The sequence below is a fragment of the Mesorhizobium sp. P2_C5_2 genome, from assembly GCF_056404535.1.
Map to the genome: position 1 here is coordinate 58,680 of NZ_JBFUDV010000011.1, position 26,518 is coordinate 85,197.

Sequence of the window (26,518 nt, forward strand, 5' to 3'; positions counted from 1 at the left end):
GAAGAAATGCCCCTGCTCGAGAACAAGGTCGCAATCGTCACCGGAGGAAGCTCCGGCATCGGCCGCGCCATCGCCCTGAAATTCGCGACCGAAGGCGCCGCCGTCGTCATTGCCGACACGGTCGAAGTGCCGATCGAAGGCGGCCAGAGCACCGTCGCCCTGATCCAGTCGACTGGCGGGACGGCAATGCATGTCGCGACGGACATTTCGGACTGGAACGCGGTCGATGCGCTTGTCGGCAAAACGGCCGCGCGTTTCGGCCGGCTCGACGTGATGGTCAACAATGCGGCCATCTACACCAGCACCAATTTGGTCGAGACCACGCCTGAGCAATGGAACCGCGTCATCGGCGTCAATTTGACGGGGTTCTTCTATTGCTCCAAGCGCGCCGTCATGCAGATGCTCGGACAGGCGCCTGTCAACGAGGTTCGCGGCCGTATCATCAACATTTCCTCGCAGCACGGCATGGTCGCCTGCCCTGGCGATTTTCCTTATGCGGTGAGCAAAGGCGCGATCGTGCAGATGACGCGACAGATCGCCGTCGACCATGCCGAGGACCTGATTGTCTGCAACGCGATTGCGCCTGGCAAGATCATCACCGGCAAGCCGGGTGTCGCCAACGACCCCGACGCGCTCGCCTATTCACACAGCCGCACGCCCTGGCCGCGGCTCGGCACGCCGAACGACGTCGCGGGTGCCGCGCTGTACCTTGCCAGCGACATGGCCACCTACGTCACCGGCATCAATTTGATGGTGGATGGCGGCTGGATGGCGGGCTGACACGGTACGCCAGCTTTGTGGACAAAGCCGGCGGATTGCACGGATATCATGCATCTCTCAATACTTGCATGATGCTTTCCATCCAAAGCATGGTATATATAACCCATCCGGAATGGCTTGCGTCGAAGGATAGAAGCTGGTGGGCGACAGCAGAATATCTACAGCTATAAAAACCGGGATGGCGGGAGCGATTGTCGCCGGTATAGGTGGGGCCTTCACCATTTACTATAACACCAGCAAGCAATGCAACATAGATGCAGCCAATACTATTACTAGTTACAATCGTATAATTGGCGAGATTAGCAATCGCGCCTTCGCTACAGCCACTGCAATTGGCAATAGTCAAACCGCAAAAGAACTTTATGATAAGTTTCCGAAGCGAGATTATTTTCTTAGCGATTTTAAAGATAAGAAAACGCAAGAGCTACTTTATCTCGAAAATGAGACGGCGTACAGGATATATCCTTACGTCAGTATCGGAGATGGAATTCGTCAAGATTTCGACCCAAAATCCATTGGCATACTGTATCAACTTTTGGACAACGTGGTTCCGCCTAACGATGCTGGGTTTCCGGATTACAACATCGCGTTTTTCAAAGACCTTATAGGTCGATATGTGAATTTGGTGGCCTCGCAAATTCAAGAAAAGCAAAGCCTGTCCCCTAGCTGCGCGCCGTACCAGACGGTGTCCTTGATGTTTGGTAACAGTACACAAATCGTAGAGAAAACGTCCGCGCCAGACTCTCCCAATTAGTTCAACCTGGGACTGAATACGACTGCCACGAGAGTGGGACGCGGCCATCGCCGCTAGGATACGCAGGCGGCGCTGAGCCACCTCTCCGCACAACAATTGGCGGCATGCCCGTCCAGGCACAGTGCGATGCCGCCATTGGCCCTTGAACGGTCAAAATGGAGGCGTAACATCGTAGCATCTGGAACTGAGTCTGCTTTCATTCGTCCGGACTAATGTCCGGATCGGGTTGGATATTTTCCTTGAATACGGATGTAACCAGCGGCGCGGCGAAGCGCGGCAAATCGTTTGCCCATGTGGCGGAGGCTTCCTGGGGCAAGGGCCTCAGCACGCTGCTGCGCATCGTGCGCATGACATTGCGCCATCCCTGGCAGGTGGCGATCACGATCATATCGACTTTCATCGCCGCGACGCTGCAGCTGTTCATTCCACGCCTGCTCGGACGCGCCATCGATCAAGCGCAAGGTGTGGTGGCCGCAGGGGGTAGTGCGGCAGCGGAGCAGGCGCTGTGGACGACGGCGCTGACACTGCTCGTCGTCAGCATCCTGCGCGGCCTCTTCACCATGGCGCAGAATTATTACGGCGAAGCTGTCGGCCACCGCACCGGCTATGAGTTGCGCCTCGCCTTTTATGAGAAGATCCAGCGGCTGAGCTTTTCCTTCCACGACAGGGTCCACACCGGCGACCTCATCACGCTTGGCCTGCTCGACCTCGACGGCGTGCGTATGTTCTTTTCCACCGGCATATTGCGCGTGGTGCTGCTCGGTGTGCTGATCGGGGTCGGATCCTATCTGCTGATCAGCACCGATCTCGAGCTCGGGCTCTTGAGCCTGAGCTTCGTGCCGTTCGTCGCCTGGCGCTCCTCGGTCACCCAGCTCAGGCTGCGCAGCACCTGGCTGACGCTGCAGGAGCGGCTGTCGGTGCTGAGCCGGGTGATGGATGAGAATCTCGGCGGCATCCGCGTCGTTCGCGCCTTCGCCGCGCAACGGCATGAGCTGGAAAAATTCGACCGCGCCAAAAAGTTGGCGCTGGAGCTTGCCGATCAGCGCGTCGACATCCGCGTCTCCAACACCAGCGCCATGAATTTCTCCTTCCTGGCCGCCATGGGCCTGGTGCTGTGGTTCGGCGGCCAGAAGGTGATTGCGGGCGAGATCAGCGTCGGTACGCTGGCCCAGTTCCTCACCTTCATGACGATCCTGCAGATGCCGGTGCGCCAGCTCGGCCTGATGGTCAACTCGTTTGCTCGCGCCTCGACCTGCGGCACAAGGCTGTTCGAACTGCTCGACGCCGAACTCGACATCGAGGATGCACCCGGCGCCAAGGACCTTGTCGTCAGCGAAGGTGTGCTGCGCTTCGACACTGTCGGCTTCCGCTATGCGGGCACAGGCGGCCGGCCGGCACTGTCGGGCATTTCCTTCGAAGCCAGGTCCGGCGAGACCGTGGGCATTGTCGGCCCGCCGGGCAGCGGCAAGTCGACCATCGCGCACCTGATCCCGCGCTTCTACGACGTGACGTCGGGCGCGATCACCATCGACGGGCAGGACATCCGCGAGGTCACTCTGCAATCGCTGCGCAAGGCGGTCGGCGTCGTGCAGCAGGACGCGTTCCTGTTCACCACGTCGATCGAGAACAACATCGCCTATGGCAACCCCTGGGCGCGCGAGACCCGCATCGGGCAGGCCGCCGAATACGCCCAGCTGCACAACTACATTATCGGGCTTCCCGCCGGCTACACCACGGTCGTCGGGGAGCGCGGCGCATCGCTTTCCGGCGGCCAGCGCCAGCGCCTGACAATCGCCCGCACCTTGATGCTGCGGCCTTCGGTTCTGGTTTTCGACGATTCCACCGCGGCCGTCGACGCCGGCACCGAACAGCGGATCCGCACGGCGATGAAACGCTTCGCCAAGGACCGCGTGACGCTGATCATCTCGCACCGGCTGAGTTCGCTGATGCATGCCGACCAGATCCTGTTCGTCGAGAACGGCCGCATCGCCGAGCGCGGTACGCATCAGGAATTGCTGGCGCTCAACGGGCGCTACCGCGCGCTTTACGACCTGCAGCTGCGGCCAGAAGACGATTTGCCGGTGGCCGTGGGAGCCGCATAATGTCGACACAGAATGACGACGAGAAAGAAGACACCAGCCGGCGGCCGACCAAGGCCGTCGTCGGCTCGCATCGCGACGAGGAAGAGGTTTTCGGCAAGGCCTACGATCCGCGCATCGTGCGCCGCATCTGGAGCTTCGTAAAACCGTATCAGGGCCGGATCTTCATCTCGGTTGCCGCGGTGCTGGTGTTCACGTTGACGCAGCTGGCGATCCCGCTGGTCATCCGCTACGCCATCGACCATGGCATGGCGGCGGGCCGACCCGACCGCTCTGTAATGAACTGGGCGATCGGCGCCTTCGCGCTGATCATCCTGATCAACTATGGCGCCAGCTATGTGCAGGAAAGCGTGGTCGGCAAGGTGGCCGAAAACGTGCTGTCGGACCTGCGCCGCGCCATGTTCAGCCATCTGCAGCGCGTGTCGCTCAGCTTCATGGACAAGACCGAAGTGGGCCGGCTGATGTCGCGCCTGCAGGGCGACGTCAATTCGATGCAGGAGTTCCTCGAGACCTCTGTCATGTCGGTGGGCGATATCGTGCTCCTGTTCGGCATCGTCAGCGTGCTGTTGTGGCTCGATTTCCGGCTCGGGCTTTTGACGCTGTCGACCATGCCGGCGCTGTTCATCGTGCGCCTGTTCTGGCTGCCGCGGGCCAAGGTCGCGTTCATGGCCGCGCACGAGACCAATTCGATCGCCAATGGCGCGCTCGCCGAAGGCATCCATGGCGTGCGTACGGTGCAGAGCCTGGAACGCCAGCACGTCAATTTCGATCTCTATGACGAGAAGGTGCTGGCCAATCTCAGGACGCATCTGACCTCGGCGAAATATGCGCAGGTGATGGTGCCGATCGTCGACACGCTGACCGGTATCGCCATGGCAACGGTCATCGTCGTCGGCGGTTCGATGGTGCTGTCGCACAGCCTCGACATCGGCGTCATGGTGGCGTTCCTGTTCTACATCCAGCGTTTCTTCGACCCGATCCGCTCGCTCACCATGCAGTACTCAGTCATGCAGCGGGCCATGGCGTCGGGCCAGCGCATCTCCGAGGTGCTGGACGTACCGGTCGACGTCAGCGACAAGCAAGGCGCCGTCGCGCTGTCGCGCGACATGGACGGTTCGGTCGAGTTCAGGAACGTCACCTTCGGCTACCGGCAGAACCAGCCGGTGCTGAAAAATGTCTCCTTCCGCGTCAATCCCGGCGAGACCGTCGCCCTGGTCGGCCCTACCGGTTCGGGCAAGTCGAGCTGCATGGCGCTGGTGCACCGCTTCTACGATATCTGGTCGGGCGAGGTGCGGGTCGGCGGCCACGATGTCCGCGACGTAACGCAGGATTCGCTCGGCGACCAGGTGGCCATGGTGCTGCAGGAGCCGTTCCTGTTTTCCGGAACGGTGCTGGAAAACATCCGCTACCACAAGACCAGTGCTACCCGCGAGGAAGTGGTGCGCGCAGCACAGGCAGTCGGCGCACACGACTTCATCGAGCATTTGCCCGACGGCTACGACACCGAGCTCGAGCAACGGGGCGGCAATCTCTCGCTCGGCCAGCGCCAGCTGATCAGTTTTGCGCGCGCGCTGGTCGCGGACGCCAAAATCCTGGTGCTCGACGAGGCCACGGCGAGCATCGACTCCTACACCGAGATGCTGATCCAGAAGGCCCTGGTCACGCTGCTGGAAGGCCGCACCGGGCTGGTCATCGCCCATCGGCTGGCGACCATCCGCGGCGCCGACCGCATCATCGTGCTGCAGAATGGCGAGATTGTCGAAAGCGGCAACCACGAGCAGCTGATGGCGGCCAAAGGGCTCTATGCGCGGCTCTACAATATGAACTACGCCTCGTTCGACGACATGTCGGAGGAAGACACAGGCGCGCCGGCCGGCAAGGCGACGTGAGCAGGACGGACGCTGCGCTCAGCCCATGGTCGCCTTCGCGGCTAGTCGTGCCAGCCAATGGACAGGCCCTTGGTCCACATGCATTTTTCGACACCTCCCCTAAGGAAGCCTTTCAGGAGAGAGCGCCTGTCGCCACCGAGGCCGTGAAGATCGGCTTCCGTGACAGGCTCGCGCGTCAGACGCTCGGCTTCTTCAGGCGTCAACGGCAGTTGGACCCAGCATTGCGGATCGTCGCCGCCGACCCAGTCAATGGTCTCGATGAAGACGGAAACGAAGCGCTGCGAGCAGACGGGGCAGCCGAGCACCGAGGCGATCAGATGCGACTCGTCGATGCGCGTGGCCTGGTGAGACAGGCCGGCGCGCGCCTCCCAGGCGTCGTCCGGCGACACCGGCCAGCAGCGCTGGCAGCCGAAATTTCCCTCGGACGACGCGTCAGCCATTGATCCTCCTGCGCCTCGTTGCATCCCGACCTTTGCATGATCCGGTCAAGGTCCTTGCATCGCGGGTTGCATGCGATCATTTCCCAGGCCGCAATTCAATCTACGACAGCGGCTTCGATCCCCATAGCGTAGAACAGCAGCAGCCCGCCGCCGATCTTGATCATGCGCGTCGAGAATGATGCTGCTCTAACGCCACGCGGAGTTGCGGATAACCGAGCAGAAATTGCCGCAATGGAAATGCGGTTCCTTGTCGGCGATCACATCGGCCTTGACGTTGCCGAAGGTGGTGTCGGGCTTGTGCTTGATGCCGTCGTAGAAGGCCGGGATGATATCCTCCTTGAAATCAGGCGTTCTCGGGAAGGCCTTCACCACTGTCTCACGCTCCACGTCGGAATAGTCTTTGTGCGTGAGGCCGAGCACGTCCATCTCGACGCCGGCGGTCACCAGCGCCACGACCGGATGCATATGGACCGGTACGCCCGGCGTGGTGTGCAGCGCGATCGCGGTCCAGACCGTGTAGGCGTCGTCCTCGGGAATGCCGTGGCTGCGCAGGAAATTCCGCGCGGCGTGCGCGCCATCGACCTCGAAACGGTCATGCTTGCTGCTATGGCCCGGCATCAGGCCGAGGTCGTGGAACATCGCGCCGGCATAGAGCAGCTCGCGATCGAATGAGAGCCCGCGATGGACACCGGCCAGCGCGCCGAAATGATAGACGCGGCTCGAATGGTTGAAGAGCAGTTCGGTTTCTGTGTCGCGGATGAAGGCGGTGATGGCGCGCGCCAGCTTGCTGTCGGGAATGGCGGCGCCGTCGGGAATGGTGGCCATGATGTCGTCTCCTGTTGATGGGTGATGACAAACTAGGCCTGGTCGGCTATGGCAGAAATTGTTTTATTACGACGATTTCTGCCAAATCGCGCACAATGCGGACTTGGCGGCGAAGTTGAAGGAATGGACTGATGGCCTTGCGGATCGGCATCCTCGCCATGGACGGCGCGCAGTTGCTCGATGTCTCGGGGCCGCTCGATGTATTTGCCGAAGCCAATCTGCAGGCTGACCGGCAAGCCTACGTCATATCGATCGTCGCGGCTGTGGACGGCCCGATAACCTGCTCCTCGGGCGCGCGGTTGCTGCCCGATCTCGTCATCGGAGAGGCCGGCATGCCACGCTTCCACACGATGCTGGTGGCGGGTGCCCCGCATCTGGCGCGGACGGAACCCAGTGGGCCTGTGCTCGACTGGCTGCGCTCTGTCAGCACCACGGCCCGGCGCTATGGATCGGTGTGCACCGGCGCATTCCTTTTGGCCGAAGCCGGCCTGCTCGACGGCCGCCGCGCCACCACGCATTGGGCCGTCGCCGACCGGCTCGCGGAGCGCTTTCCCGAGGTGATGCTCGATGTCGACGCGATCCATGTCCGCGACGGCAAGATCAGGACCGCCGCCGGGGTGACCGCCGGGCTCGACCTGGCGTTGGCGCTGGTCGAGGAGGATCTCGGCGTCGATGTCGCGCGGCGCGTCGCGGCGCAGCTGGTCATGTATTTCCGCCGCAGCGGCGGCCAGCTTCAATACAGCCGCAAGGGTGCCGGCAGCCCAACCGGACGCTCGGCGCTGCAGCAGGTGCAGCGCTGGGTCATCGCCAACCCGGCTGAAGAGCATGGCGTCGACCAGCTTGCCGGCCGCGCCGGCATGAGCCCGCGCCACTTCGCCCGACTGTTTCGCCAGGAAGTCGGTATCACGCCTTCCGCCTGGGTCGAGGCGATCCGGGTCGAGGCGGCGCAGCGCCTGCTGGAAACCGGTGCGGCGCCAAAACTCGTCGCCGACCAGTGCGGCTTCTCGGACGTCGACACTTTTCGGCGCGCCTTCCAGCGCAAGCTCGGCGTCACGCCCGCCGCCTACCGGCGCGTTCAGGTCGATGAGCCGCAGGCCGTGTCTTAAGGGCGATCCCGCCGAAACTCTGAATCTACCGCGTGAATTCTACCGCGCCGCCTAGCGCGCGCGATGCGCGCTGCGGCTTGCGCCTGAACCTCAGCAAACGCCATCATGATGGGTTTCGTTCCTTAGCCGTCGCATGAATATCGCCGGGGAACAGGATGGCTTGCTGGGAGTTTGTGTCTTCGAGCCGCGCGGCGTGAATGGCGCGGCAGCGCAAGGAGACGGCATATGGGCCTGGGTACCATTCTTATTATCATCCTGATCATCGCGTTGCTCGGTGGCTTCAGCGGCCTCGGCGGCGGACCGTTTTACGGCACCGGTTACTATGGCGGCGGCGGCCTCGGGCTGGTGCTAATCATCATCATCATTCTGGTTGTTCTCGGGCGAATATAGCGCCGCCATCAACGGCCGCCGGACCTCCCAAGTACGGCAGCCGTTCTTCGTTTGAAGACATGATTGGCAGTTGAAGACATTGCTGGCGTCTTGAGACATTGGTGGCGCACAAACTCGATCTGCGCAGCGGCGGATTTTAGGGTCCGCAACTGGCGACGCTTTTGAACGTCATTTCATTTTTGCAATCATAATCCGGAGGCCAGTCGTTGCTAATTCTGGTGCAAAATTGGGCGACTATGGCTTCCGCGCTATACCGGCCGATGAAAATATCGGGCTTTATCGAATTGTCGGTTTGCAGTCCGGAGAAAAAACTGATTTCCGATCCGCTTTTGCAGGCATAACCGATCATCAGATCGTCTTTCATCCGACCGGCAATCTGAGCGCAGCCTGCCGGTCCAGGAAGTGCATCCGAGATTTGAGTAATCTCCAGGCAGGTTCCGCGTTGCGGTTCGCGCCACTTCGAGTTCAAGGCGGGAAGATCATCTGCCAATGATGCCGTTGTCGCCGCGCCCAGAAATGCCATCTCGACAATGACAGCAGTCAGGAAAGCCTTCTTCATCGATACTCTTCCTGTTACATCCGGGTGAGCATACCATACTTCCAGATCCGACGCGCGAGCTCGCTTTACCTGAGCGAGATCTACGCGATCGCGGGCTCTGCGGAGCGAACGGTCCGGGTGCCGAGAAGAACCAGCGGGATGGCGATGGCATAGACGATCAGCACCGAGAGCCAGACGGCTCCGGGCCACTGCCTCTGGACGACAAAGTAGAAGGTTGAGAAACCAAGCGGGGCGATGACCGAGGCCAGGCTGACCGCCGATGCCAGCACGCCCTGCAGCTGGCCCTGGCGGGCCGGGTCGACCTGCCTTGTCGCAAAGGCCTGAAACGCCGGCGCGCCAATGCCTGCCAGAGCGAAGACCGGCATGATGGCAAACACCATCCAGCCGTGGCTGGCGAAAGCCATGGACAGAAGCGCGATGCAGGCGAAGCCGATGCCGGCGACAACCGCCCAGCGTTCGCCGAGCAGTCTGGCCGCCGGGCCGGGCAAGAATGCCTGCACCAGCGTCTGGCAGACGCCGAAGGCACCCAGCGAAAGGCCGATCCAGACACCGTTCCATTGGAACGTGTCGATGCCCCACAGCGCCCAGCAGGTGCCATAGGCCTCTCCGGTAGCGCTCATGATGAAGAACACCAGGATGATGGGCAGGAGCCCTTTCATCGAGATCACCCAGCGCAGCGGCGCCAGCGGGTTGAGTGCGGCCAGATCGATCTTCTGGCGGGCCGGTGTGCGGGACTCCGGCAGGATGAAGAAGGCCAGCAGGAGATTGCAGGCGTTGAGCACGGCGGCGGCGATGAAAGGCAGGCGCAGCCAGTGCTCGCCGAGCAGGCCGCCGAGAACCGGCCCGATGATGAAGCCGGCGCCGAACACGGCGTTGAACAAGCCGAAGCGACGGGCGCGCTTGTCCTGCGGCGACACGTCGGTGATGTAAGCCATGGCGACGGAGACGTTGGCGCTGGTCAGGCCGGCAATGGCGCGGCCAAGGAACAGCATCCAGAGCTGTGGCGCGAACGCCATGACGACGTAGTTGATGGCCGCACCGGCAAGCGAAATGAGCAGCACTGGACGCCTGCCGATAGTGTCGCTCAAGGCGCCGAGCATGGGCGCGAAGACGAATTGCATGAGCGCATAGAGCGCGGTCATGATGCCGATGTAAGGTGCGATGTCAGGGCTGTGCGTCACCTCTTCGAGGAGGCGCGGAAGGATGGGGAAGATGAGGCCTATGCCGACGGCGTCGAGGCCGATCGCGGCGAAGATAACAGTGAGGGATTTATTCATGGTGAGATCCAGACGATGAAAATGATGAGCTGGCCCATGACGCGCGCCTTGCGCTGACGTCCTGGGTCTCAGCAGTCAGATCGAGCGGAGAAGCTTGCTTTTCGGCTCAGCTCTTACTATACTCGATCCAAACTTGTACTCAGTACCTATTAAGTCAGGAACGCCATGTCAACCCCGTCCGACCTCCGGGCCCGCAAGCGCCTCGCCACGCGGCAAGCCATCTCCAATGCCGCCACGCTCCTGTTCTTCGAGCGGGGCTTCGATCATGTGACGGTGGACGAGATCGCGGCGGCCGCCGATGTCGGGCGGATGACGGTGTTCAATCACTTCCCGCGCAAGGAGGACATGCTCTTCGATCGCGACGAGGAAGGCCGCGAGATGCTGCGCGAAGCTTTGCGGCAGCGCGATCCAGGCGTCGCGCCGATCGAGGCGCTACGGCTGTTCGCGCATCGCCTGGTTGCCGAACGCAGCCCCGTCGTCGAATTCTCCGCCAGGAGCCAGGGCTTGATCAGAACGGTCGAGGGCAGCGAAACGCTCAAGGCGCGGGCGCGGGCGATACGTGATGAGCTGGCAGACGTCCTGACGGTGGCGCTGTCCGAAGGCGCGGGGCGTGACGCCGCCGACCCCGACGCCCGTCTGGCGGCCGCCCTGCTCCTTACGACGTGGAGCGTGGCGTTCATCCAGGCTCACCGGACTTTTCGAGATACACGGGACAGTGACCAAGCGAGTGCTGCCTTTCTCGCTCTTGTCGACAAGGGCAGCATCGGCCTGAACGCCGCAATGGCAGGCACGCCTTACGCCTGAACTTCGCTCAAACCCGCCTTCTCTCCACCATCAGAAACACCACCAGCACACAGCACAGCAGGCCAAGCGATGATGGCAGTCCCTGATGTCCGGTCAGCTGCATTGCCAGCCCGGCCACGGGTGAGCCGACGATGCCGCCTATGCCCCACACGAACCCGAAGGCGGCATTGCCGGCGATCAAGGCTTGGCCGGTGAAACGCTCGCCGAGCTGGATCAACGATAGCGTGTAGATCCCGAAAGAGACTCCGCCCCAGATGAAGAAAAGCGGCCAGATCAGCCAATTGTTGAAGAGCAACGGCAACAGCAGGCAACCGGCCAGGCACACCAGGACACAGAACAGCATCATCCGCGTCGAGCCAAACCGTTCGGCCGCGCGCCCGAGGACGATCTGCAGCACGGCATTGCCGGCGATGAAACAGGTGATGAGCGAAGCGATGCGCTGTTCGGCGCTGCCGAGCGCGGCGCCATAGACCGCGAACAGGGACAGCAGAACCTGTTCGAAGGCGGCAGCGGTGAAAACCGCGAACAGAAGCAGTGGCGCCAGGGCGAAGAAGCCGCCGACCGACACCGCCTCGCCCTCACGGGGCATATCGGGCAGGCGCGGCGCCACCGCAAGCACGATCAGGCCGCAGACGAGGAAGGCCGCGCTGCCGATGATGAAGGGCGGCCACCCCTGCGTTCCGACCAGGCCTAGCGATAGCGGGCCGAGGCCGAAGCCGGCAGAAACGATCGAGGAATAAAGGCCCATGATACGGCCCCGGCGTGCGGCGGGCGTGATCGAGACCAGCCAAGTTTCGCTGATCACGTAGAGCGGATTGGCAAAGAAGCCGAGCAGGAAGCGCAGCGGCATCCAGGCCCAGACGTCCTGCGTCCAGGCAATCGCGATCAGGGCGGTTGCCGCCAGGATCGAACATAGGACCGCAAAGCGCGCCGCCCCCACGCGCCGGACCAGCGCCGGCGTGAACAGCGACGAGACAATGAAACCCAGAGGCGTCATCGCCGCCGAGAGGCCGATCAGGCCCGGTGTCGTCCCCTGCCGTTCCAGGATGAAGCTGAGCAGCGGATAGGTCAGCCCCTGCGCCACGGCGAACACCGTGACGGTCGCGATGATGGCGGCCATCGCGGCCCATGGGATGCGGTCCGTTCGTGGTGACGTCGCGTCTTCGGCGCTCATGCAGCCTTCGAAGCAGGATCGGCACATTCCGGCAAGTGCAAAGTCCGGCGAAGCGCCGCGGCACGCCCAAACAGGCGGTCCGGTGTTATCCGCAACATTCGGCTCACACTTGCCAGAAGCGCTTGACGATCTCGGCCTCGACCTGGCGTCTGGTCAGGCCGATATCATCGATCAGATGCGGATTGGCCTCCGCCATCTGCTTCAGGTCCCAGCGAAAGCGTATCCGCTCACGCCAGGCCGCAATCATGCTTCGCGGGCTGATCAGATGCCGGCGCGTCGGCGCGGCGGGTTTTTCCGGCCAGGCTGCCGGAGCAGAAGCAAGGGTATCGTTCATGGCAACCTCCATTCGGTTGAGGGGCACGAGCCCTCGGTTTGTAAGAGGCTGAACTCTGCAGCATGCGGACGGCGCCGTAATTAAGCGCAGCCAAATAGTTCTCAAAAGTTCCAAACCGGTTATAGATGCGCGGCTATGCAAGGATCGCGCTTTGCCTTTGGTCCGTTCGTGCTTGATCCCGGTGCGGGAACGCTCCTTCGGGACGATGTTCCCGTTGCAGCCGGTCACCGCGGACTGCAACTGCTGGCCGCGCTCGTCGCCCGGCCCGGCGAGATCCTGGCCAAGGCCGAGTTGATGGACGCGGCATGGCCAGGCACGGCCGTCGAAGAAGGCAACCTCACCGTCCAGATCGCGCAATTGCGCAAGCTGCTGGGTCCGGCCGCCAATGGCGGTGAATGGATCTCGACGGTTCCGCGCGTCGGCTATCGCTTCACCGGCGCCATCGAACAGCTCGACGATGCGAAACGACAGGCTTTGCCTCTGCCCGCCAAACCATCGATAGCCGTGTTGCCCTTTGCCAATTTCAGCAACGACCCCGAGCAGGAAGCCTTCGCCGACGGGTTGACCGAAGACCTGATCACCGACCTGTCCCGGATCGGCGGCCTGTTCGTCATCGCGCGCAACTCGACCTTTGCCTACAAGGGCAAGGCGGTGGATGTTCGCGCGATCGCCAGGGAACTTGGCGTGCGCTATCTGCTGGAGGGCAGCGCCAGACGTGCCGCCGGGCGCGTGCGCATCAACGCGCAGCTGGTCGACGCGCTGAGCGGCGAGCATTTGTGGGCGGACCGCTTCGATCGCGGCCTGGAAGATATCTTCGCCGTCCAGGACGAGGTGACGGCCAAGATCGTCGAGGCGCTGCTTGGCCGGCTGCGCGCGCCGCTGCCGCGCAACCGGCCGGGAAATCTCGAGGCTTATGATCTGTGCGTGCGGGCGCGCAAGCTGATAGACGATTCGCCGCAGACGGCGCGGGAAGCGCATCTGATGCTCACTCGCGCGGTTGCGCTCGATCCGGACTATGCCGAGGCGTATCGTTGGCTTGCCATGAACCACTGGATGGGATGGGTGCATTGGGGCGAACCCATTGAACCGAACCGTAGCGTTGCCCTGGACCTGGCGCACAAGGCCGTGGCGATCGACCCCAACGATGCCGGCTGCCACTGGGTGCTTGCCAACCTGCTTGCCTATGAGCGCAGGTTCGACGAGGCGGATGCCGAATTTGCCAGGGCGTTCGAACTCGACCCGAACGAGGCCGATGCCTGGGCGACATTGTCCGACATCGCGGTCCTGGCCGGGCGCGTCGAGGAAGGTCTCGAGTATATCAGCAAGGCGTTCCGGCTGAATCCGTTTCCGGCAAGCTGGTACTATCTGACGCTCGGCCAGGCGCAATATGCGGCGCGTGACTATGAAGCCGCCGTCGAGACGCTGCGCCGGGACGAGACGTATCGGACAAGCTCGCGCCGTTTCCTGGCGGCAAGCCTTGCCCAACTCGGCCAGCTCGACGATGCGCGCGCTGAGGTCGACCTGTTCCTTGTCGCCAACCCGCATTTCACAACCCGCCACTGGGTCCAGACCGAGCCATTCCGCGACACGGCCACGCTCGACCATTTCGTCGATGGCTTCCGCAAGGCCGGCCTTCCAGAGTGACGCCACAGAGCATGATGCCGAAAAATGTGCGGCGGTTTTCGGATGACATCATGCTCTGATCCAGAGCACGCGCTCGATCGGTGACATTGCACCCGATATGATGCCGGGCACGGTCCAATCCTGGCCAATGTTTGCAGGTCGCGAAGCCACTCGACCGATGTTGCTTTCGCGTGCAGTCGGCTAACAGTGATTGGAGCGAAAGACCAAGTCTTGCTAAAGAGGAAGGGCTCGCCAGAACTTTCATGCCGTGCCAAAACACGGTATCAATCGACCCGATCGGCATGCCGTCCATGATCAGACGGGGAACGGTTGCCTGATCGGCGCAAAGTGCGGGAACGTGGAGGGCTCATGGGACTTGTGACGCTGGAGCATTTCGCCGGGTGCGTCGGCACTGCGTTCGACCTCGATATGGGGGAGAGTTCGCTGCCCATGACGCTGTCGGAGGCGCGGCCGCTGCCGGAAAGCGGATTTCCCGGAATGCGACGATCGCCCTTTTCCCTGATGTTTCGAAGCGGCTCGCAGGTCGTGCTGCCGCAGAAGCTCTACAGGTTGAAGAATGGGACACTGGGCAATCTGGAAATATTCCTGGTCCCTGTCGCCAGGGACAAGGAAGGCATTGTTTATCAGGCGATCTTCAATTGAGGCGACAACGCGGTTGGGAAGAAGAGCCAGCCGGTCAGGCGGTCGACCACTCCATCCCGATATGGGTATCGGTAGCATCGACTTCTTGAAACTGAAGGCGGCGGTAGAGGCCCTGCGCACGGACGTTACGCCGCTCGACATGCAGGAACACACCTGATGCCCCGGAGGCTTGTGCCTGGCGTTGAACCGCCTTCAGCATGGCAAGCCCCCGGCCACCATTGCGCCACTCCGGCAGGAAACCGATATCGATGATGTGCCAACGCTCGACACTTGTATCGACATAGAGCCGTCCGATCGCCTTGCCCTTGTCCTGCAGTATCAGGAACTCGGCGTTTGAAAATACGCTGACATAGTGGCGATGCTGAAGGTTGAATTGCCCGTCGATGAATGCCCGTTTCATCTCCTGCAGCCACGGCACGGGTTCCATTTCCTCCATGCGGAATGACCAATAGAGCTGGCGCAGAAATGGAATGTCCGCGAGCCTCGCACTGCGGGACGCGCCACGCGCAAAGCCCAGCCGAGAGTTTTCGCCGGCAGGAAATGCCGGCAACTCTTCTGCTGCGATCGAGACCATCAACCGAAGGACGGAAAGACCCCCGACATCGCTATACTGTAGTTCAGCGCGAGGTAAGGCTGGCGATTCTCGTGCGGCTGACTGCCCCCGGTAATGCCAAGCATGGTGGGCAGGAATTGCGCGTTCACCTGCGCGTCGGCCACAAAAGGACTGGTGCTTCCCGGCGGAGCCAATGAATTGCCGGCAGAGGGCGACCCCGTTTTCTTGGCCAGATCCGGCTGGTTGTATATGGTGAACTGATGCATGTGCGCCGGCATTTGCGCCACCGTCAGCGTCTCGCTGCTTGCGCCAAACGTCTCACCGATGGTGCGGCTTGAAAGCCCGGGGCCTGTGCCCTGGTTGCAGCCGGCGCGGTTGGTAAAATTGGGCAGCTGAAAGGTGGTCGAGCCATTGCCGCCGTAGTTGGTGCCAAGCAGCGCGAACAGCGCCGAATTTTGCTGGATCGGAACAACGGCGCCATTGCAGGACGCCCAATCGCGCGGAGCGAAGCTGAAGCCGAAGACCTGTATCTCACCGAGGAAGGGCTCAGTCATTGGAATGTCCTTGCGATCTGGATGGCGAACCGGTTTCCATAAACAATCCCGAGCGCGGGGCTCAGCCCTGCGATGGGAAAATTCCCGCCCAGGCAATGCAGAACTGCACTGTCTGCGTCGGCATTGTATTGTCGTGCGGCGAGGTCCCGCCGACGGACTGCGTCGATTGTGGGGCGGTGACATAAGGCGTCGCGCCGGTAATATCGGTCACATACATGGTGTCGTTTGAGATGGCACCAAGTTCGGCCGTCGTGTTAACCGCTTTGCCATCGGCGCTCGACGTGGTCGCGGTCATCGAATGATTGTGCTGCGGCATCTGCTGGGGGAGCAGGGTGACGTTCTCGCTGCCGGCCATCTGGCCCAGGACATAGTTCGAAAGGCCAGACCCGGTGCCCTGATGAATGGGTACACGACCGGAGAGACTGGGCACGGCGAACGTAGACTGGCCATCGCCGCCATAGGTGGTGCCGATCAGTGTAAACAACACCTCATATTCCGAGATGGGATACAACCTCCCGTCGCAGGCGAACCAATCGTTCGGCACGCGCGAAAACCCGAACATGCGGATCTCTCCGACAAAGGGCGTGGTCATCGATGAATCTCCTCCGGGCAGTAATTTGGCGGACAGTAATTTGGCGCGCAGTGATCTGGCGATGGCTCGCAGGCGTCAACTGCGTGACGGGAATATCCCGGCCATCGCGATGTTGTAGTTGATGGTCTCGTAGGGCTGTATATTCGGGTGCGGCTGGTTGCCGCCGACATAGGTGACGGTCGGAGCCGCCAGGGGAACCAGACGGCCATTCGGCGCGGCATAGATGGCATTTGTGGTGGTGCCATAGAGGGCATCGCTGGGATTGCGCGCCGCACCCGCCGCCGTGGTTGCGTTGCCCAGATGGTTGTGGGCCGGCAGTTGCTGAGACAGCAGCGTGACGTTTTCAACGCCGCCGGTTTCGCCCCACTGATAGGCTGATGGGTTCCAGTTCGGATCGGCGGATGGGCCAAAGCCGACCGGGGTACGGCTCCGCAGGTCGGGCAGGGCGAAGTTCGTTGTGCCATTGCCGCCATAGGTGGTGCCGAGCAGCGAAAACAGCGCCTGGTTCTGAGCGATGGCGATTAGCGAGCCATTGCAAAAGGCGAAGCTCTTTTGCGCGAACCCGAACCCCGTCATCATGATCTGCCCGAGGAAATATTCGGCCATTAGCTCCCCCTAATATTGTGCAGCAAGTTCGTTGAATTCATCATTGCTCATAAACCATGGATTCTGCAAGGGGAGTTTTTCTACATAGTAGACATGGTGAAGACTGTGTGATTTACTTTGCCTTCGAATCCGAATGGGATGATCGCACTCGGATTCTGCGCCAGCTAAAGATTTGATCGGTCGATATTTTTCGGCTCGACACTAAAGCGCATCGATTTGCGGCACGGGGGGCATGCATTGGATCGGACGGTAAAGTATTGCGCCGAGCGTTCGGGCGCGATTGCCAGCGGGTTCCTGCTGTGGGTTGCCATGCTTGCGCTTGTTGGCATGGCTGCCTTGGCGCCATCCGAGGCACAGGCCGCGCCATCCGTAGGCTGCCCCGCCCCGATAACGTTTACCGTGGCATCCGGCGGCTCTCATCAGATCGACGCGTCGTCATGCGATCCTTTCGGAACAAACCCGCAGAGCCAGGTGGTGCAGCCCGCACACGGCCATGTCACCATCGACAACCCGTCTGCCGGACTCCTGACTTATGTCAACAATGGCGACGGCGCCCTGTCGGACAGCTTCACCTTTGAAGACGCCTCCGCTGGTGTCGTCACCGTCAATGTGACCGTCCTGCCTGCCAGCTCGCCCATCACCGTCACCCCGGCAAGCCTGCCAACCCCGGCAGTCGGCGTTTTCTACGACCAGACACTTTCCTCCAGTGGAGGCGTGGCGCCCTATACCTATACGTCGGGTGGCGGCAGCTTGCCGCCGGGGCTCAGCCTTGCGTCCAACGGCAGGATTTCAGGCACGCCGACGGGCTCGGGCCCGTACAATTACACTGTGCATGTGGTGGATTCCACGGCCGGCACACCTTTGACGACCGACAAAAGCTACAGCTTCATCGTCCCTGGGCCCACCCTGGTCGTTTCGCCGACCAACCCGCCCGCAGGCGCCGTAGGCTTTGCATACAGCCAGCAACTCAGCACCAGCGGCGGCACCGCGCCCTATACTTACAGTGTCGAGATTGGCCCACTCCCGGCTGGACTGAGCTTGTCTTCCAGCGGCCTGATTTCCGGAACGCCGAGCGCTCAGGGCACCGTCACATTCAAGGTCAAGTCGCAGGACAGCACAACGATCTCGACCGGCGGCGTCTGGTTCGTTACCCAGGACATAACCGTCGTCATCAATGCCGCTCCGACCATCGTCGTCAACCCCACGACCGTGCCTGGCGGTACAGTCGGGGTCGCCTACAGCGGCGCGACCATGACCGGCAGCGGCGGCACGGGCCCCTATACATTCACCATCAGCGCAGGGGCGCTTCCATCCGGGCTGAGTTTGAACACGACAGGCGCGCTTTCAGGCACGCCAACCGCCGGCGGCACATTCAATTTCACCGTCCAGGCAACAGATAGCAGCACCGGGCCCGGGCCATTCAGCGGCACCCGCGCCTATACGCTGGTTGTTGCCGCGCCGACCATCAGCTTGCCGGCGACGACATTAGCAGATGGCACGGCCGGCAGCGCCTATTCGGCGGCCCTCAATCCGGCGACCGGAGGCACCTCGCCCTACACATATGCAGTGACAGGCGGAGCGCTGCCGGCGGGCATAGCGCTGTCCGCCTCAGGCAGCCTCTCCGGCACGCCAAGCGCGGTCGGCACATTCAACTTCACGGTGACCGCGACCGACAACAGCACGGGAACCGGACCCTATTCTAGCCCGCCCCGCGCCTACACCCTCACCATCGTCGACATTCCGCCGGTTGCCAATCCCGTGTCGGCCACGGTTGCCTATAACAGCAGCGCCAATCCGATCACGCTCAACATCACCGGCGGCGCACCGACGTCGGTTGCGGTTGGCACAGCGGCCACCCACGGCACGGCCACGGCCAGCGGCACAACGATCAGCTACACTCCCACCACCGGCTACGCCGGTGCCGACTCGTTCACCTACACGGCAACGAATACGGCCGGGACGTCCGCACCGGCGACCGTCACCATTACCGTCAGCAATCCGACGATCGTCGTCGGGGCATCCGGGGCTTTGACCGCGCAAGTTGGCGTGGCTTACACGCAGACCTTCACCGCATCCGGAGGTGCTGCGCCTTACACGCTGTCGGTGAGCGGCTTGCCGGCGGGTCTTTCCGCCACGGGGACGACAGCCAACAGCGTGACCGTTTCCGGTACGCCGACCGCAGCAGGCAGCTTCGGCCTCAGTGTCACAGGCTCCGACAGCAGCACCGGAAATGGCCCATTCCCGATTTCCCAGCCCTTCACGCTCACTGTCGCTGCGCCAACGCTTGTCATGACGCCGGCGGCGGGAACTCTCAACGTTCCCTATGCCGCGCCGTTCAGCCAGCAGTTTTCGGCGTCCGGTGGCGTAGCCCCCTATGCTTTCGCCCTCACCGGGACGCTTCCAAACGGCTTGTCCTTCGATGACACGACAGGCCTGTTGTCAGGCACGGCGACCCAGCCCGGAAGCTTTCCGATTTCGGTCACGGCAACCGACAGCTCCACTGGAACCGGGGCGCCATTCGCCGTCATAGCCAGCTACACGCTGAATGTCGGCGCACCGACTATCACGATCGCGCCGGCCACGCTGGCGGCTGCGACCGCGGGGGCTGCCTACACACCTGTCTCCCTTGTCGCATCCGGCGGCATCGGTCCCTACAGCTACACGCTGTCTTCCGGCCCGATGCCACTTGGTATGTCGATCAGCACGGCGGGCGTCGTCTCGGGAACGCCGACGCAGTCCGGCACATTTCCGATCACGGTTCAGGCGCAAGATGCCAATGGCCAGACAGGCACCCAGAGTTACAGCCTGCAGGTCCTGGTGCCCGGCCTGGCCGTGTCGCCCGCCAGCCTTCCCAGCGGCACGGCCGGAACCGCCTACAGCCAGACTTTTTCGGCGAGCGGCGGCACCAGCCCGTACAGCTTTGCGGTGACTTCGGGCACGCTGCCCGCGGGGTTGACGCTTGCAGCCGGAACACTCTCGGGCACGCCGACCGTTGCCGGCTCCTTCTCCTTCACCGTGACGGCGACCGACAGCACGACGGGTACTGCGGCGACCGGATCCCAGCCCTACACGCTGGTTATCGCCGCGCCGACCATCACGCTGGCTCCGGCTACCCTGCCTGCGGGTCAATTCGGCGTTGCCTACAGCCAGACGCTGACGGCCAATGGCGGCACTGGCCCTTACACCTACGTGATGACCGGCACGCCGCCGACCGGAGTGACGCTGTCATCAGCGGGCGTGCTTTCGGGCACGCCGGCAGAGTTCGGCTCGTTCAACATCACCGTCACGGCGACCGACAGCTTCGGCTTCACCGGCGCGGCCGCCTACACGCTGGCGATCGGAAACAACCCTCCGGTCGCCAATCCGGATACGGCCGATACGCTTGAAGGGCAGCCCGTGATTATCCACGTCGCGGACAACGATAGCGGGACCATCACCTCGGTTGCGATCGCCACTGCACCGGCGCACGGCACCGCGACCGCCAGCGGCACCGACATCACCTACACACCGGGAGCGTCCTTTAACGGGTCGGACACACTGACATACACAGCGACCGGACCAGGCGGAACCTCGGCGCCTGCCACCGTCACGATCAACGTCAGGCCTCTCCCCGTCCCGGTCGCGCAGCATGTAACGACGGTGTCGGGCAAGGCCGTCGTCGTCGACCTGACCAAGGATGCGGTCGGCGGGCCGTTTACCAGTGCGAGCCTGGTTTCGATGCCTCCGTCTTCGTCCGGCACGACGGTGCTGAACGGGTTCCAGATGACTTTCACGCCGACGGCGACCTTCCAGGGCACGGAAACGGTAACCTTCACCCTGAGCAATGCCTATGCGACGTCGGCGGTGACGGCGATCACTATCGAGGTCGTCGAGCGTCCAGATCCGACGCTGGACAGCGAGGTCATGGGCATCCTCAACGCCGAGACCGCCGCGACCCGCCGTTTCGCCACCTCGCAGATCGGCAACTTCCAGCAGCGCCTGGAAGGCCTGCATGACAGCGACAATGGCCAGGAACCCACCGACGGCCTGGCTTTCGTCCAGGGCATCGTGCTCTCCTTCGACAGCACCTGCGGCGAAGCCGAACAAGCGGCAAAAGGACCTGACTGCGGTCGCAGCAAGGCGTCCGACCCGGACTGGCCGTTCAAATCGTCCCTTGACGACACCACCACATCGGGCACGCCCGGCGGCTTCGGCACCGGCAGCTTCGGCCAAAGCAAGGTAACCATCTGGACCGGCGGCTCGATCAATATCGGCGAGCGTGACGGCGATGACGGCTACAAGTTCGAGACCACAGGCCTCAGCGCCGGCGTCGACTATCGCTTCAGCCGCGCTTTCGCGATCGGTCTCGGCATGGGTTACGGCCGCGATGTCAGCGACATCGGTGACAATGGCAGCCGCAGCACCGGCAAGGCCTACACGGCGGGTCTCTACGCCAGCTATCATCCCGGCCAGGACTACTTCATCGACGGTCTGGTCGGATATCAGTGGCTGTCGTTCGACTCAAAGCGTTATCTGACGTCCGGTGGCGGCTTTGCCAACGGCGAGCGCGATGGTAGCCAATGGTTCGCTTCGGTTTCGGCCGGCAAGAAGTTCGAGATCCAGGAATGGCAGATTTCGCCTTATGCACGTCTCGATGTCGCGAAGGCGACGCTGGATGCCTTCACCGAAAGTGGTGATCCGTCCTCGGCCCTGCACTATGGCGAGCAGGACATCAGCACCACGACGGGCAATCTCGGCCTGACGCTCGCCTACAAGTTCGCCGCCGACTTCGGAGTTGTTTCGCCGCAGGTGAGGCTGGAGTACCAGCACGACTTCCAGGGCGACAGCGCGATCACCATGAACTACGCTGACATGTTCGGCGGGCCTATCTATCACACCTCGATCGACGGATTGGGCAAGGACCGCTTCATGCTCGGCCTCGGGGTGAATGTGCAGACGGTGCAGGACTTCAACATGCGGCTGGAATATCGCGGCCTGTTCGGCAGCGATGGCGATACCGACAACGGATTCCTGGTCAATCTGGGCAAAACGTTCTGATCTCGGGCGCGCCTGAAAACCCGTCGTCCCTCATGTTCACCCTCGCGGCCTAGCGGCCGCGAGGGTGTTGTCTTTGCCGGAGCGCGTTGCGGAAAGCGGCGGCGACGCCGTAGCCGACGATGTACACACGCGAGAACAACGCCCCGAACCCATAGTTCTCAGAGATCGTCTTCTGCGTGTAAACTTGTTAAAAATAGACCGAAATTGGAGCGAATCGACAATTAGCCGTATAAACGAGCCGGCAAACTCGCTCGTACAGTTTTTTGCGAAGTAAATTTGATTTTAACAACTTCGCAATCTGGACATACTTCCTGATCTGTCGCACTATGCTTTCCGAACGCAATCTAGAGTCAAATTGGCGGAGGGCACCATGTCGTGTGGTGGATGGATGGCGCGTGCGCGGATTTTCGCGTGTGTTTTCGGCGGCAGCCTGGGTTCAATCGCGGCGCTGCCCGCGGCAGCCGAGATCCTCAATCCGCCGGTGTTGCAGGATGAACGCCCGGCGGTTGCCAAGCCTATCCTGACGGAGGAAGCCCCCGCGCCGCTGCCCGGCAACACCGCGCCGGTTCGCGGTGACCGCCTGCTCGATCTCAAGATCCAGTATATCGACAACCAGATCTACAATCCGTCCACCGGCGGCTACGACAAGGTGCATCTGCGCGGCTACACTGGCAAAGGCGTCGATCCCAGCGCGCCCTATGTCTCGCCGACGATCGAGGCGGCCCCCGGCGACACGGTGCGCATTACCCTCGACAACCAGCTGCCGGCAGGGCCGCAGCCCGGCGATCCTGGCTGCATGCCCGGCGGTCAGATGCCCGACATTCCGCACTGCTTCAACGGCACAAATTTGCACACGCACGGTCTCTGGGTGAGCCCGACCGGCAACAGCGACAACGTGCTGCTGTCGATCAACCCGCAGACCAAGTTCACCTACGAGTACAACCTGCCGTCGGACCATCCCTCCGGCACATTCTGGTACCACACTCACCGCCATGGCTCGACAGCGCTGCAGGTATCGAGCGGCATGGCCGGCGCGCTGATCATCCGTGGCAACCGACCGCCAACGCCGACAGCGCATGGCGACCTCGACACGCTGATCCCGACCTCGGCTATCCCCGAGCGGGTACTGGTGATGCAGCAGATCCAGTATGCCTGCCGCGGACCGGCGGCCAAGCCCGGCGACCTCGGCCCAATCAAGCAGAACATCAAGGGTCGCTATTTCTGCGACCCCGGCGATGTCGCCGGCATCGAAGGCTACGACCAGTTCGGCCCGGGCACCTGGCCGGCATCGGGGCGCTACACCTCGCTCAACGGCAAGGTGTTCAATCCCGCCGACCCGATGAAGGCGACGCAGGGTCAGATCGAGCGCTGGCGCGTGATCCATGCCGGCGTGCGCGATACGATCAGCCTGCAGTTCTTCAAGGTGCTGGACGGCAAGCTCAAGCCCGGCGTCAAGACGCTGCTCGAGGCTGACGCCACGGCTTCCTTCATCAAAGACACCTGCGACACCAAACCAGTGCCCTATGCGCTGGTCGCCGCCGATGGCCTGACGATGGCGGCGGCGCAAATGACCAAGCTGGCGACGTTCCAGCCCGGCTACCGCTTCGACGCGCTGGTGGTCTTTCCGGAGGCCGGGCGCTACTGCGTGATCGATTCCTCAGCTCCGAAATCTGGCGTCGTCAACGCGCTCGATGTCGGCCCGCAACTGCTCGGCCTGGTCGACGTTGCGCCGGGCAAGCCGGTAGACAATGTCGAGACCTACATCAACGGCAAGCTGGTTGCACTCGCCGAGGCCAACATGCCCGCCGACGTGAAGGCGAAGGTGGTGACCGATCTCAAGGCTGGCATGAAATTCACCAGCTTCACGCCGCACCCCGATGTCACCGACGAGGAAGTAAAGGGCAACGGCACGCAGGAGCTGACCTTCTTCATCGACACATCAGGACCGGATGTGAAGTTCGAGGTCGGCAACACGCTCAACACAGCCGATGTGAAGCCCTATGACCCGACCCACATCGACCGTTATCTGCCGCTCGGCAAGGCGCAGGTGTGGACGCTGCAATCGCATTTCGTCAGCCATCCGTTCCACATCCACGTCAATCCGTTCCAGATCGTCTCGATCACCGATCCTCTCGGCAAGGACGTCAGCGCTCCTGGGGCGATAGACGACATCGCCGGGACTCCCGACCCGCAATATCCTGGACTGAAGGGCGTGTGGAAAGACACGCTGTGGATCAAGAGCCTGATCCCGCAAAACCTGCCCACCGGTTTTTCAGGCATCTACACGATCACGCTGCGCACTCGCTACGAGCGCTATATCGGCGAATACGTGCTCCACTGCCACATCCTCGACCATGAGGACCAGGGTATGATGCAGAACGTTGCCGTGGTGCTGCCCGACCAGGTGGGCGACACCACGCAGAGCGAGGCCATGCAGATGGACATGGGTGGCCACGATGCCCACAAGTAAGGCGCAGGCGCCGGAACCCGATGCGCCGTTTACGTGGAGCGACGTGGAGGCGATCCTCACCGCTGCGGGCGGCAAAGACGGGCCAGGCAGCCTGACCGGACTGACGCTGCCGGATTTCCTGACGCTCCAGCTGCAGGGCATGCCGCTGATCGCGCCGCTTACCACAACGTGCTGCGGCACCAGCGACGCCAAGGGGCGCGGCGCGCGCTCGGTGCTGGTCCGCGGCTTGCGCGGACTGCCGCCTTTCGACGGCAAGCAGTTCCCTCGCCTGCCCTGGGGCGGAAAGCCGATCGCCGACGACGACATCGACCGGATCGAGACCTGGATCGAGGAAGGCTGTCCCGGAGAGCTGATCGAGTCGGTCGCGCTTGCCGGCGAAGTCAGCGTGGCGACCGAGGCCCGCGTCGAGGTAAAGGGGCTTCCCGGCCCCACCTTCGGCCCGGCATCCGATCCCGCGGCATGGCGCTATGCCAAGGGAGAATTGCGCCAGCGCATGGATGTCGATGTGCTTGATAACCCGCAGAAAGAGCGGCTGCGCCATGCATTTCGCGAGTTGTACAAGCTCAACAAATGGGTCGGCGACAAGCGCAGCTACAACAATCTGGCGCTGATCCATCAGAACCACTGCCAACATGGCTGGGAGCGCTTCCTGCCGTGGCATCGCGTGTACCTCTATGAATTCGAGCAGGCCTTGCAGGATTTCTGCCCCGACGTGACCATGCCGTGGTGGGATTTCCCGGCCGAGCGCTACAAGCCGTGGGATCCGAGTAAGGGGGCGATTCTCCCCGATGCGTTCAAGGGTTTTCTGACGGCAGACGCGGCGCGCTTCCTGCGCGACAAGGGTTTTCCGGCCAAGATCGACACGCTGGTCGGCCAGCTCTGGGCCAATCCAACCGAGGTCTACGACGCTGTCAGCAAGGCCTGCGGCAAGGAATATGTGGCGGGCGAGAACCGCAAGCGGCTGATCGATGCGCTGCTCGACGCCAATTCGCTCTGGTATCCGCTGCGCTATTCCAGCCAGTTCGGCAAAGGTTCGATCAACAGCGTCATCCACTACCACTACCCGGCGCAGGAGGACATTGACGAGATCCTGTCGCTGCGCACCTTCCGCGACTTCGGCGGCGGCAGTCTGTATGTCGACAGTTTCGGCTTCCTCGACCAGAACCCGCACAACACCATGCATATCTGGACCGGCGGCATGAACCCGGCCTTCAAGACCGACGCTCCCGCCGATCGCAACAGCGCGGTGCGTGTTGCCGGTCGCAAATTCCACCAGCGTGACGATCTCTATTCCGAGCCGCAGTTCGGCGACATGTTCTCGAACCTGACGGCGTCCTACGACCCGATCTTCTGGCCGGTGCACGCCAACATCGACCGGCTGTGGTGGCGCTGGCAGCAGGAGCATCCCGACGGCCTGCCGGCGGACCTCGATTCGGCGCTGACGCCGTGGAGCTACGCGGTGCGTGATACGCTCGACATGAACCGCTTCGGCTATGAATATGTTCGCGGCGGATGCCTGATGCCGGTCGGCCTGACCAACCCGGTGGGGCGCTTTGTCTCGGCGCCGATCGCGGTGCCCGAAGCGACCAAGAGCTTCCGCTCGGCCGAAGTGCGGTTGCACCGCGTGCCGCAGCTGCCGCGCTCCTGTTTCATCCGCGTCTTCCTCAACACGCCGGATGCCGATGCCTCGACGCCGCTCAACGTGCCGGGCTATGCCGGCTATGCCGCCGTGTTCGGCCATGGCGAATGCTATGGCGGGCCCGGACATTGCGAGGTGCCGCCAGCGGAAAACCGCAAGTTCGATTTGCGTGAGCGCAGCATGAACACGCCGCGCAACCACCGCATCGACGTGACGCGCGCGGCACGACGTTTGATCGCGGCTGGCGCCACCAGCCTTACCGTCAGCCTGGTGGTGATCGGCGCTTCCTATGAGGAAGACCGCGAGCTTCTGCGGCTCGACGGGGTGTCGCTCAACTTTCTTGATTGACT

General features: G+C 62.5%; 22 protein-coding genes. 12 read left to right on the forward strand and 10 right to left on the reverse strand.

Annotated elements, in window-relative coordinates:
• Positions 1–6 precede the first annotated feature (6 nt).
• The 4 genes from AC1D1B_RS29690 to AC1D1B_RS29705 all read left to right on the forward strand — a co-directional run bounded on the left by AC1D1B_RS29690 (position 7) and on the right by AC1D1B_RS29705 (position 5,522).
• Positions 7–780, forward strand: a complete 774-nt coding sequence (locus AC1D1B_RS29690; protein WP_477336884.1) for an SDR family NAD(P)-dependent oxidoreductase — start codon at positions 7–9, stop codon at positions 778–780.
• Between the two features lie 139 nt (positions 781–919).
• The gene (locus AC1D1B_RS29695; protein ID WP_477336886.1) at positions 920–1,534 is read left to right on the forward strand and encodes a hypothetical protein; all 615 of its coding nucleotides are present in this window, start codon (positions 920–922) and stop codon (positions 1,532–1,534) included.
• Between the two features lie 212 nt (positions 1,535–1,746).
• On the forward strand, positions 1,747–3,636 hold the full coding sequence (locus AC1D1B_RS29700) for an ABC transporter ATP-binding protein (protein ID WP_477336888.1): 1,890 nt from the start codon (positions 1,747–1,749) through the stop codon (positions 3,634–3,636).
• Positions 3,636–5,522: an ABC transporter ATP-binding protein gene (locus tag AC1D1B_RS29705; protein ID WP_477336890.1), complete on the forward strand. Its 1,887-nt coding sequence runs from the start codon at positions 3,636–3,638 to the stop codon at positions 5,520–5,522. Before AC1D1B_RS29700 ends, AC1D1B_RS29705 begins: the two co-directional genes overlap by 1 nt.
• A gap of 41 nt (positions 5,523–5,563) precedes the next feature.
• Here the strand turns inward: AC1D1B_RS29705 and AC1D1B_RS29710 are convergent, their stop codons facing one another.
• Together AC1D1B_RS29710 and AC1D1B_RS29715 are read right to left on the reverse strand one after the other, a co-directional pair.
• Entirely contained in the window at positions 5,564–5,962 is a 399-nt protein-coding gene (locus tag AC1D1B_RS29710) for a hypothetical protein (RefSeq protein WP_477336892.1), read from the reverse strand.
• 186 nt (positions 5,963–6,148) lie between these two features.
• A complete protein-coding gene (locus AC1D1B_RS29715) occupies positions 6,149–6,787 on the reverse strand; it encodes an HD domain-containing protein (protein WP_477336894.1) in 639 nt (212 codons plus the stop codon).
• Positions 6,788–6,918: 131 nt separating this feature from the next.
• Between AC1D1B_RS29715 and AC1D1B_RS29720 the strand changes: the two genes are divergently transcribed.
• Complete coding sequence (locus AC1D1B_RS29720) at positions 6,919–7,893, forward strand: GlxA family transcriptional regulator (protein WP_477336896.1); 975 nt, start codon at positions 6,919–6,921, stop codon at positions 7,891–7,893.
• Positions 7,894–8,118: 225 nt separating this feature from the next.
• Positions 8,119–8,283: a DUF3309 family protein gene (locus AC1D1B_RS29725; protein ID WP_477266441.1), complete on the forward strand. Its 165-nt coding sequence runs from the start codon at positions 8,119–8,121 to the stop codon at positions 8,281–8,283.
• A gap of 136 nt (positions 8,284–8,419) precedes the next feature.
• On the opposite strand, the gene AC1D1B_RS29730 is transcribed toward AC1D1B_RS29725, so the two are convergent.
• Together AC1D1B_RS29730 and AC1D1B_RS29735 are read right to left on the reverse strand one after the other, a co-directional pair.
• Entirely contained in the window at positions 8,420–8,842 is a 423-nt protein-coding gene (locus tag AC1D1B_RS29730) for a hypothetical protein (RefSeq protein ID WP_477336898.1), read from the reverse strand.
• 80 nt (positions 8,843–8,922) lie between these two features.
• Complete coding sequence (locus tag AC1D1B_RS29735) at positions 8,923–10,119, reverse strand: TCR/Tet family MFS transporter (RefSeq protein WP_477336900.1); 1,197 nt, start codon at positions 10,117–10,119, stop codon at positions 8,923–8,925.
• Positions 10,120–10,284: 165 nt separating this feature from the next.
• Between AC1D1B_RS29735 and AC1D1B_RS29740 the strand changes: the two genes are divergently transcribed.
• The gene (locus AC1D1B_RS29740) at positions 10,285–10,923 is read left to right on the forward strand and encodes a TetR/AcrR family transcriptional regulator (RefSeq protein ID WP_477336902.1); all 639 of its coding nucleotides are present in this window, start codon (positions 10,285–10,287) and stop codon (positions 10,921–10,923) included.
• 7 nt (positions 10,924–10,930) lie between these two features.
• On the opposite strand, the gene AC1D1B_RS29745 is transcribed toward AC1D1B_RS29740, so the two are convergent.
• Both AC1D1B_RS29745 and AC1D1B_RS29750 read right to left on the reverse strand, forming a co-directional pair.
• The gene (locus tag AC1D1B_RS29745; RefSeq protein ID WP_477336904.1) at positions 10,931–12,097 is read right to left on the reverse strand and encodes an MFS transporter; all 1,167 of its coding nucleotides are present in this window, start codon (positions 12,095–12,097) and stop codon (positions 10,931–10,933) included.
• Between the two features lie 103 nt (positions 12,098–12,200).
• Positions 12,201–12,431, reverse strand: coding sequence for a DUF1127 domain-containing protein (locus AC1D1B_RS29750; RefSeq protein ID WP_477336906.1), 231 nt, complete (start codon positions 12,429–12,431; stop codon positions 12,201–12,203).
• Between the two features lie 135 nt (positions 12,432–12,566).
• On the opposite strand from AC1D1B_RS29750, the gene AC1D1B_RS29755 reads away from it, so the two are divergent.
• Positions 12,567–14,075, forward strand: a complete 1,509-nt coding sequence (locus AC1D1B_RS29755; RefSeq protein ID WP_477336907.1) for a winged helix-turn-helix domain-containing tetratricopeptide repeat protein — start codon at positions 12,567–12,569, stop codon at positions 14,073–14,075.
• 348 nt (positions 14,076–14,423) lie between these two features.
• Positions 14,424–14,717, forward strand: a complete 294-nt coding sequence (locus AC1D1B_RS29760; protein WP_477336909.1) for a DUF6916 family protein — start codon at positions 14,424–14,426, stop codon at positions 14,715–14,717.
• A gap of 34 nt (positions 14,718–14,751) precedes the next feature.
• Here AC1D1B_RS29760 and AC1D1B_RS29765 read toward each other — a convergent pair whose 3' ends face one another.
• The 4 genes from AC1D1B_RS29765 to AC1D1B_RS29780 all read right to left on the reverse strand — a co-directional run bounded on the left by AC1D1B_RS29765 (position 14,752) and on the right by AC1D1B_RS29780 (position 17,022).
• A complete protein-coding gene (locus AC1D1B_RS29765) occupies positions 14,752–15,291 on the reverse strand; it encodes a GNAT family N-acetyltransferase (RefSeq protein ID WP_477336911.1) in 540 nt (179 codons plus the stop codon).
• The gene (locus AC1D1B_RS29770; protein ID WP_477336913.1) at positions 15,291–15,824 is read right to left on the reverse strand and encodes a phage tail protein; all 534 of its coding nucleotides are present in this window, start codon (positions 15,822–15,824) and stop codon (positions 15,291–15,293) included. The genes AC1D1B_RS29765 and AC1D1B_RS29770 overlap by 1 nt, the downstream gene beginning before the upstream one ends.
• A 61-nt stretch (positions 15,825–15,885) precedes the next feature.
• Positions 15,886–16,416 (reverse strand): phage tail protein, encoded by a 531-nt coding sequence (locus tag AC1D1B_RS29775; RefSeq protein ID WP_477336915.1) that lies wholly within the window; start codon positions 16,414–16,416, stop codon positions 15,886–15,888.
• A 75-nt stretch (positions 16,417–16,491) separates the two neighbouring features.
• On the reverse strand, positions 16,492–17,022 hold the full coding sequence (locus AC1D1B_RS29780) for a phage tail protein (RefSeq protein WP_477336917.1): 531 nt from the start codon (positions 17,020–17,022) through the stop codon (positions 16,492–16,494).
• 471 nt (positions 17,023–17,493) lie between these two features.
• Between AC1D1B_RS29780 and AC1D1B_RS29785 the strand changes: the two genes are divergently transcribed.
• The 3 genes from AC1D1B_RS29785 (at position 17,494) to AC1D1B_RS29795 (ending at position 26,516) form a co-directional block, all read left to right on the forward strand.
• Positions 17,494–22,059 carry a putative Ig domain-containing protein gene (locus AC1D1B_RS29785; RefSeq protein WP_477336919.1) on the forward strand — a complete coding sequence of 1,522 codons (4,566 nt, stop codon included), beginning with the start codon at positions 17,494–17,496 and terminating at the stop codon, positions 22,057–22,059.
• A gap of 370 nt (positions 22,060–22,429) precedes the next feature.
• A complete protein-coding gene (locus AC1D1B_RS29790) occupies positions 22,430–24,529 on the forward strand; it encodes a multicopper oxidase family protein (protein WP_477336921.1) in 2,100 nt (699 codons plus the stop codon).
• Complete coding sequence (locus AC1D1B_RS29795; protein WP_477336923.1) at positions 24,516–26,516, forward strand: tyrosinase family protein; 2,001 nt, start codon at positions 24,516–24,518, stop codon at positions 26,514–26,516. Before AC1D1B_RS29790 ends, AC1D1B_RS29795 begins: the two co-directional genes overlap by 14 nt.
• Positions 26,517–26,518: the final 2 nt, after the last annotated feature.